General features: G+C 48.1%; 7 protein-coding genes. 1 reads left to right on the forward strand and 6 read right to left on the reverse strand.

Features of this window, described 5'->3' with window-relative positions:
* Positions 1 to 156 precede the first annotated feature (156 nt).
* Positions 157 to 1,209 carry a carbohydrate kinase family protein gene (locus tag FJZ26_02530; protein ID MBM3229283.1) on the forward strand — a complete coding sequence of 351 codons (1,053 nt, stop codon included), beginning with the start codon at positions 157 to 159 and terminating at the stop codon, positions 1,207 to 1,209.
* Between the two features lie 21 nt (positions 1,210 to 1,230).
* On the opposite strand, the gene FJZ26_02535 is transcribed toward FJZ26_02530, so the two are convergent.
* From FJZ26_02535 to dcd, 6 genes are all read right to left on the reverse strand, one after another.
* A complete protein-coding gene (locus tag FJZ26_02535; protein MBM3229284.1) occupies positions 1,231 to 2,064 on the reverse strand; it encodes a hypothetical protein in 834 nt (277 codons plus the stop codon).
* 96 nt (positions 2,065 to 2,160) lie between these two features.
* Entirely contained in the window at positions 2,161 to 3,864 is a 1,704-nt protein-coding gene (locus FJZ26_02540; GenBank protein MBM3229285.1) for a hypothetical protein, read from the reverse strand.
* 45 nt (positions 3,865 to 3,909) lie between these two features.
* Complete coding sequence (locus FJZ26_02545) at positions 3,910 to 5,028, reverse strand: hypothetical protein (protein ID MBM3229286.1); 1,119 nt, start codon at positions 5,026 to 5,028, stop codon at positions 3,910 to 3,912.
* Between the two features lie 4 nt (positions 5,029 to 5,032).
* Positions 5,033 to 5,575 (reverse strand): hypothetical protein, encoded by a 543-nt coding sequence (locus tag FJZ26_02550; GenBank protein ID MBM3229287.1) that lies wholly within the window; start codon positions 5,573 to 5,575, stop codon positions 5,033 to 5,035.
* A 70-nt stretch (positions 5,576 to 5,645) separates the two neighbouring features.
* Positions 5,646 to 6,293: a hypothetical protein gene (locus FJZ26_02555; GenBank protein MBM3229288.1), complete on the reverse strand. Its 648-nt coding sequence runs from the start codon at positions 6,291 to 6,293 to the stop codon at positions 5,646 to 5,648.
* 15 nt (positions 6,294 to 6,308) lie between these two features.
* Positions 6,309 to 6,935, reverse strand: coding sequence for a dCTP deaminase (dcd, locus tag FJZ26_02560; protein ID MBM3229289.1), 627 nt, complete (start codon positions 6,933 to 6,935; stop codon positions 6,309 to 6,311).
* Positions 6,936 to 8,101 lie beyond the last annotated feature (1,166 nt).

Raw genomic sequence — 8,101 nt, forward strand, 5'->3', positions numbered from 1 at the left:
GCCTGGACAAAGCTCAAAAATTACTTAAGGATGGCTGGGAGTGCAAGTCAGTGCTTGGCACAGTGCCAAACCTGATAGGGACAATGCAGGCACAGATGGCAATAAACTGCCTGCTTGGAAAGCCGGTTGTGTCGGTCCCGGAATTCCTTATCTTTGATGCAAGTGAAAATGGCTTTTTCAGCATCAAGCGGCTTGGTTGACTCCCACCAACCTTTTTATTCAAGGCAGAATATAGCTTGTGCTATGGCAGGCTTGGATGTTTTGTGCGTCGGGCACATGCTCTATGATATCCGATGCTATGTTGGCAGCTTTCCCAAGCCCGATAAGGCATCCATCATTGAGCAGCCAATCCACACTTCTTCCGGCGGCAGTGCTGCAAATGTTGCAATAAACCTTGCAAAGCTTGGAAGGCAAATCGGGATTGCCTGCTCTTTGGGTCTTGACTCGCACGGCAAGCTGTTATTTGAGGACCTTAACAAGTGCGGGGTCGAGGTGGGCGGGGTAAAATTTTTCAAGGGAAAGTCAGGAATGTCAATAGTCCTTGTTGACAGGAATGCCGAAGTTGAAGTCATTGAGTCAGTAGGCGTGTGCGACAACTACATTGAAATTTCCGAAGACTACATAAGAAGCTTCAGGCACCTGCATGCAACTGGCACCAATTTTCAGGTAACAAAAGAAGCAATCGGCATGGCTTCCCGCCTTGGCCTTTCAGTCTCATTTGACCCGGGAAGGTCAAAGTCCGCCCTGGGTGAAAAAAAACTTGCGCCACTGCTTTCAAACATTGACCAGTTGCTTGTCAACAGAAAGGAGCTTGCACTCATCTGCGCGAGTCAAGGCCCATTGACAGCCAATCGGCGCCCTGCTGACATTTCTGAAAAAACCTGCGAGCTAAACGCAAAGCGGCTTGCACTAAAATACGGGATTGACGTGTGCGTAAAGGGCGGCAAGCACCAGATAATTGTTGCAGGCGGCAATGGCTCAAACAAGGGGAAGTTCTTCAAGTTCAATCCATTCCATGCAAATGTGGTTGACACAATCGGGGCTGGTGATGCTTTTGCGGCAGGCTTTATTGATGCGTATCTTGAAGGGCGAAGCCTTCAGCAGTGCGCAAAATTTGCCGCCGCCTGCGCTGCCGCCGAAATAACAGTTCCAGGCGCGCACACGGGAATTGACCGGGGGCTTATAATGAAAAAGTTCGGGCCCTGCTAATCGGCGCACCCTCGCCTTTACCTATGCCTTAACCTCAATTGCTTCAGGCTTCTTCCTAATCCCTTTTACAAGCCTTTCCAGCCTCTTTTCAAGCGGAGGGTGGTCACCGCTTGTTGCAAGTGAGGGGAATAGCAAAAACGCCATGTGTTCTATCGACCCACTAGGTATAATTATTGCAGTGTCAGCCATTTCTTGCAGCTTTGTTAATGCTGAACTCATTGCCTCCGGGCTAGTTTGGGACGCTGCAAATCTGTCGCAGTTATATTCCCTATACCGTTGTAATACAGTCGTGCCAAGCCAGATTAGTGACATGGCGCCATTTTCAGCTTTCTTTCCGGCTGCAATGGCAAAATTTGACCCGTAAACCGATGTGCAAAAAGTAACCAGCGCGCTTGCAATTTTTGTAAAAATGATTAGTGGAACCAAAAGAAAGAATGTTTTAATGCCTTCATTCCTTTTCAGATGGGCCATTTCATGGGCCATTATCGCTTCAACTTCGGACTTACTAAATGTCCCATCACAGTATCGGTTTTCAAGTTCTGTTGGAATCACAATATAATTTCCTGCAAAAGGAAACTGAAACACTCCAATTTCATTTTCCTGGCACAAAATCCTTACAGTTTCTGGCATTCTTACATTGGCTTTTTTTGCCATTCTTTCAACTGCTGCCTGTGTCATTTCCTGGCCCCTGCTTTTTTCACCCCAAACAGTCACCTTAGATTTAATCATGTTAAGAGCAGTTTCCCTGCAAATCCGTCTAGTTGCGCGAATTGGATGCAAAGCTATGTCGAAAAACGCGTTTTTTCCCCTTTTTGTTTCCCGTATCGAGGAAACGCATTGCTTTAGGGTGCCCATAACTAAATTTAGTGCTTGTTAAGTTTATAAATGTTACTAAAAGTGTAAATATATGAGTTTTCTGCCTAGTTATCCAACAAAAAAAGTTTTACTTATCTAAAGCTTTTTCCCCTTTCTCCTGTTCAAATCCTCAAGTGTCGGGGGCTGGCCTTCCTCCTCAACGTAGCCTTCAATCATGCTTGAAACGCTGCTTTCCGGCGTGTCCTCGACAACGTGGTAGGGCCACCTGCGCTGCTCTTCTTGCCTCTTGAGCTGCGCCTCAAGCTTTTCTTTTGCAAGCTTCCTGCGCTGCTCTTTTTGCTCTTCGGTTTCTTCGGCATGGCTTACCTGGTCAAGCGGGTGCTGTCCAGCACTGGCAGATTCCGTGCTCCCAGGCCCTGTTTCATCCGCGCCAATCGTCCTTACCTCTCTATCTTCTCCTGCTTCTATTTCCTCAAGGCCTCCATGGGTGGGGGTTTTTTCCCTTTCTTTTTTCCATTTTTCCGCAGTCCAGGCCATTTCATCTATTGGCTTTTGCCGCCTGTCCTGAGCTGCATTGGGTTGCTTTTCCTCGCCATGGACAAAAAGGCCAAATATGCCTTTCATTATGTCTTTTCCGTCTCCTGCTTTTTTTTGCACGTCCTGTGAGGTTTTGGCGCCAGGTGCCGCAATGCCCCCCTGTGCTTTTTCCCCAACGTGCTTAATCGTGTCAAGCGGATGCTCAAATTCTTCCTCCCCTTTTTCAGCATCCCGCAAGCCAGGCATTGCTACCCTCTCGCTCTCCCTTTTTTCAAATCCGGCCTTCTGCCGTTTTGCAATGTCCTCGTTTTTCCTGTCCCTGTCTTCAAAATCAAACATCTTTTCCGGCTCCGAAGTGAAGCTTATTTCAGTTCCCTTTCCCTGTTTTCCAGGGGCCTCAGATTTTTTTTCTGTAATCTCACCTGGCTTTGTGAATTCAACTCCGCCAACAGCCTCCTGCAAATATCTGGGGGCGGGGAAATGCCCTGGCATGTGCTGTTCCCACCATCCTGAAAGCATGTGCTCAACTTGCGCCGCCTGCCTTTCCTTTATTCCGCTGAAAAACTTGGACCCCTTCACAAAATCGGAAAACGGCTCAAACCTTGGCGTGTATGTCACGGAAATGACATCGCCTTTTTTTTCGTACAGCCTGACAAGGCCGCACTCAACGGCCCCCCTGTACGCATCTATGTCATCATCCTCTTTTTGCGCAGGGCAGCTGACAACTAATATCGAGCCTGTGCTTTCCATCATTGCAGCCCTGGCCTTGTGCATCATGTCGTTGTCATACGCGCCGCTTGCAACTGCAGTGTATGACGCCTCAAGCCTGTCTGCGGCAAAAAGGAAAGTGTGCTCAAAGTCAAAGCCAACCTCCTTCTCATCCTCGTCAAGAAATCCCCTGCCTCTCTGGAGCGTGTATTTTTTCGACTGCTCCACGTAGAACTTCTTTGCAAAATACGGCTCGAAAAGCACTATGACTACCTGCTGGTTTCGCCGGAAGATGCTGTTGAGTGTGAAAGTGCTGATAAAGTGGGCTGCCCTGTGGTCCACAAAAAGTATGATGCAGTCATTTTGCTTCAGCTCGAAATTTGCCTCCAAAAGGCCCTCCACAAAGGCAAAGGGATTTTCAAATGCGTTTTGCACGTAGTCGAACCTGACTTTGTCAAAATGCGGCTGCACCTCATGATAAAAGTCTATGTCTATGTCATTGACTATGGTTGCATTGCGCCCCTGCTCCTTTAGAGCCCTGCCAAATGCGTTGAGGCAGGTCCTCAACACGCTTCTTTTTATGTATGATTCCATTTTTCATCTTCCGCAAGCTTCGCGCGCCTCCTGTCCGCTTCCAACTTAGTTGCCCTCTATCTGCTCCCTTGTTCTCAGCCCCTTTTCTATTTTCTCAAGCATTATCCGCGCGTGCTTGACATTGAGGTCGGAGCCTCCGATTCCGCAGACAAACTGGGCAACCACATTGAGGTTCTTGCCGCCCTGCGCCACCTCAAGCAAGTCAAGGTAGACACTCCCCCTTGAGCCAAGCTTCAGCGCCCTTTCCATTACGCCAACCTTCTTGTTTTCAAGTATTTCGGCCACTTCATAGGGAAATGGCCTGAAGCACTTGAGGCGCACAAGGCCGCTTCTTATCCCCAGCTTTCGCTGCCTCTCTGCAGCCTCAAGCGCGTTTCCGTAGAAGCTACCCATGCACACAAGCACCGATTGTGCATCCTCGATCATGTATGTAGAGTAAAGCCCGTTGCCGTATTCCCTGCCCACAAGGTCGTTCCACTGGTACTCGGCCTGTATTATCCTTTCCTTGACGCTTTGAAGCGCCCCCTCGTAAATCGTAAGCCTTTTTTCATACTCCTTAGGAGTCGCGCTTTCCATGTTCACGTTTTTCGAGCTGAAGTCAAGAACCGGCCTGATTTTTATGTCTGCAAGGAACTTGTCATAAACGTCCTGCGGCGCGATGTTTATCTGGGTTGTCTGGTGCGTATGGTAAAAACCGTCAATGAAGACCATCACTGGAACAGATGTGAATGAGGAAGTCTTGAAGGCCTGTGGCAGGGTGTCGGCAAGCTCCTGCAGCGTTGAGCAAAACAACATCACCCAACCTGTGTTTTCAACCTGGTAGGCGCCCTGGTAGTCGCAAAGCACGGGTGCGGGGAAAAACGATGAGCGGTTGGCAACAAGAAGCACAACCGGTATGTGGTTGGTTGCAATTGAGGCAAGCTCTGCGTTGCACGAGGCAAGGTCGGAGCCGTTCATTAGCCCTATGCACCGTGCGCCTTTCATTGCCGCTGCCTTAAGGTAGGTAATCATCTCTGCAGGAACCGAATACATCGAGCAGTTTTTTTCAAGCCGCGACAAGGTCCCAAGCAGCGGCTCCTGCCTGATGCCAGATATCACTGAAGGCCTGCACTTGAGCACTGTCTCAGCTATTGCGTCAGGCCCCTCAAGAGTCCTTAAAACCATCTCATCACTTGACTGCGCTGTAGCACTCTTCTGCGGCTTTTTTTGCCCCTGCCGTCACACCGGCCGGGAAAACCTCTTCAATTGCCCTCCAGATTGACTCAAGGGGCGTCATTGTGGCTACTTTTGCCGCTGCCCCGGCCATTGCCACGCCGGCACTCTCTGATTGCATGAACTGCCTTGCAGCCTGCGAAGCATCAACTGTGTAAATGTTTTTCTCGCCGGTTTTAAGCTCAAAGCGCGTCTTTGGCGTGTTGACAATCACTTTTCCCGGCTCCTCAAGCCCGTCAAGGGTGCTTGGAAGCGAAAGCACCATTTCGTCAAGCACTATTATGCAGTCCGGCTTTGCAATTTTATGGAATTTTTTTATCGCAGCCTCGTCAATCCTGCAGTAGGCAATTTGCGTGCCGTCGTTTGTGTCAAAGCCGTCAAATGTGAACGAGGAGGAGTATTTCCCCTCATGGAACGCGGCTGCGGCAATTATCTTGCCGCAGGCTGTTGCCCCCTGGCCAGAGCTTGCGTGAATCCTAATCTCGTACATGGAAGGCATTTTGCCGCCAATATATAAAACACTAAGCCTGAATCTGCCTCAGTGCGTGCCTCCTTTAGCCATGCTGCCCCTATATGGCCCTTGACAAAACCAGTCCACCGAAAAACACCAGGAAAAGCCCGAGTAAGGCAATAGGCAGCACCACCACGGCAGCCACTGCCCTGGCTGTTGAAATACCATGCACCTGTTTCATGCCCTGCACGCAGTTGTACAGGGCCAGAAGCGAAAAGGCCATGCCTACAAGCGGAATCCTGCTGAAAATGAAGTTGCCGGTGTTACTTGTTACAAAAACAAGCATCGTGCTTTCAAAGCCTTCCGTGCCTCCAAGCCGCTTTATTGCAAGATGGACTATAAACGCAATGAACCAGAAAAGGGCAATTCCCACTCCAAGCCCAATCACAGTTGAAACTATTGCTACAAAAACCTTCGCCTGCGGCCCTAGGGCTGCAAACCAGTTTGGCCCTGCCCCTATGAATCCTTGCTCATAGCCGACATATGTTATGTATGCATTTATGGGCATTGAAAGCACAAGGCAGAAAATCATGTACGCAAGCTGCCAAAAATACCTGCCCTCCCCGTGCTGCTGCCTGAAATTCTTTTCAGGGACCAAAAGCAGGTTTTCCCTGATTTGCAAGAACAGCTTTTTTATCAATCCGGCCCACATCCAATCCAACCATCGGTTTTTGCTGCAGCCGCGCATTACAAGCAGAGCTGTCATTTTGTCTGCGCACTTCTACTGGTTTCTTGCCACATGCCCGAATTTTGCGTAGGGCCTGCCTGTCGGGTTCTCAAGGCTTTCAAAAACGACCTGTGAAATCCTCATCCCGCTTCTGATTGTGATTGGAAAAGGGGCCATATTCACTATTTCAAGCACCTGCCTGTTTGAGCTTCCTGGCTGCACAAGCGCCGAAGTTATGTGCACTGCAAGGCCCATGCGCGCAAACCTGCTTCTTCCCTCAAGTGTCCCCATTATGTCAGGCGCCAGGGTTATTTTTTCAACTGTCAGCCCAAGACACATTTCCTGAGACTTGAGGGTTAGGGAATCTGCCACTATCTTTTGCGTGGCCTTTTGGAAGCCTACTTTTGAAAGGTCAACAGGCCGCTTGGAGCACTCGTATTTTTTTTTGAACTTCCAAAATACGCCATCAAGGGTCAGGTCAATGCTTGCCCCGCCTATCTGGTCTGGCTTTAGTTTTGGCGAAAAAACAAGCCTTTTTTGCGCTATTGCCTTTTTTATGTCAAAGTCGGACATTACCATAAGTTGCTTATCTAAAAAAAGACTTATATAAACCAATCTGTATGTTATGGCAGTAGGGCAATAATCACAGGATGGCAAAAGCAAAATTGCGTTGTTTGGCATGTCCAACCAAATCAAAGAAAGCAGCAGCAATTCCAATAACAGGTGTCAATCCAAATTAAACCAGCTGTCCTGATGCCATCTCCTCTGCAATATTCACTTATTTTACCCCAATCCGTTGGGCAAGCGTTTTTAACGATGCGTTCAAGTTTGCAAACTTATTCATGTGCACAATGCCAGCCATTGCATTTATTGTGTGGAGTTTTCTCAACCTCATGTATTCTGCAACTTTTTCTTTGTAATCGCTCCCAACAACGCTTTTTGCATGCTCCATAATTTCATTTTTGCCCTTCAAAAGCCTTGCAGGGTTCTCAATTATCCTGCCATCTTCAAGCTTAATCATTATTCCATTTAGCGCACTGGCATCAACGCTTTTTGCAATGAGCCCAAGCTCTGTTTTTCCAGTGTCTTTCTGCCTGTCAAATTTGGCTATCTCATCAATGCCTTCGACAAGCGGGCCGACAAGTGTTAAATAATTTGTTTGACGGGGTGTGAAGTCGCTGCCAATCCTCTCCAGACTGTACGGTGCTCCAAACAAGACTCTGTCAAATGAAATATTATCCGCCTGCCTGTGCGCCACCTCATCCATCTCGCTTTTTCGCAACGCAGTGTGCATCTCAATCTCGATTTTTTTTGCTCTCCCACCTGCTTCTTTTCCAAAATTTTCCGAGTGCAAGACCAACTTAACTTCTTTTGGCATCTGTTTTGTGCCTGGGGTGATGGCTTCGCTGTAAGTTATCTGTATTGGTTTGTCTGTGCTTTTCCTCTCAACAAGGCTTTTCACGTCCAAGTCAAGGTCGTGCAGAGTTGCCTCAAGATATGCGATTTTATTAGAATTGCCAATATCCGCCCTGGTATTTGTCTTAAGATTTTCAAGGCTTTGCTCGATTTGCGAATTTATCTGCATAACCGCTTCAAGCTTTGCTTTAATCATTTCCTTGAATCCTTCCTTCCTTGGTTTGTCAATCTCGGGAAGCTTTTCGCACTCTGCAAGGTATAGAAGTGAAATCAGGATGTTTTCCGGTGTGAAATACCTGCGTAGGTCGGCTTCAAGATAGTCCCCCTGTTTGAATCTTATATGCCTTTTCACCTGCCTCAAAACATCGTAAAGTATGTGCGCATGGGCAGGTGAGAGTGGTTCAAGCTCGTTTTCAATTATCTCAAGGTAT

The sequence above is a fragment of the Candidatus Parvarchaeota archaeon genome (assembly GCA_016866895.1).
In the GTDB taxonomy this organism is placed as follows: domain Archaea; phylum Micrarchaeota; class Micrarchaeia; order Anstonellales; family VGKX01; genus VGKX01.

Bases quoted from the DNA above. Each gene is read 5' to 3' on its own strand.
- FJZ26_02530 (MBM3229283.1), top strand. From the start codon at position 157: ATGCAAGTGAAAATGGCTTTTTCAGCATCAAGCGGCTTGGTTGACTCC.
- FJZ26_02535 (MBM3229284.1), bottom strand. From the start codon at position 2,064: ATGGGCACCCTAAAGCAATGCGTTTCCTCGATACGGGAAACAAAAAGG.
- FJZ26_02540 (MBM3229285.1), bottom strand. From the start codon at position 3,864: ATGGAATCATACATAAAAAGAAGCGTGTTGAGGACCTGCCTCAACGCA.
- FJZ26_02545 (MBM3229286.1), bottom strand. From the start codon at position 5,028: ATGGTTTTAAGGACTCTTGAGGGGCCTGACGCAATAGCTGAGACAGTG.
- FJZ26_02550 (MBM3229287.1), bottom strand. From the start codon at position 5,575: ATGCCTTCCATGTACGAGATTAGGATTCACGCAAGCTCTGGCCAGGGG.
- FJZ26_02555 (MBM3229288.1), bottom strand. From the start codon at position 6,293: ATGACAGCTCTGCTTGTAATGCGCGGCTGCAGCAAAAACCGATGGTTG.
- dcd (MBM3229289.1), bottom strand. From the start codon at position 6,935: ATGCCAAACAACGCAATTTTGCTTTTGCCATCCTGTGATTATTGCCCT.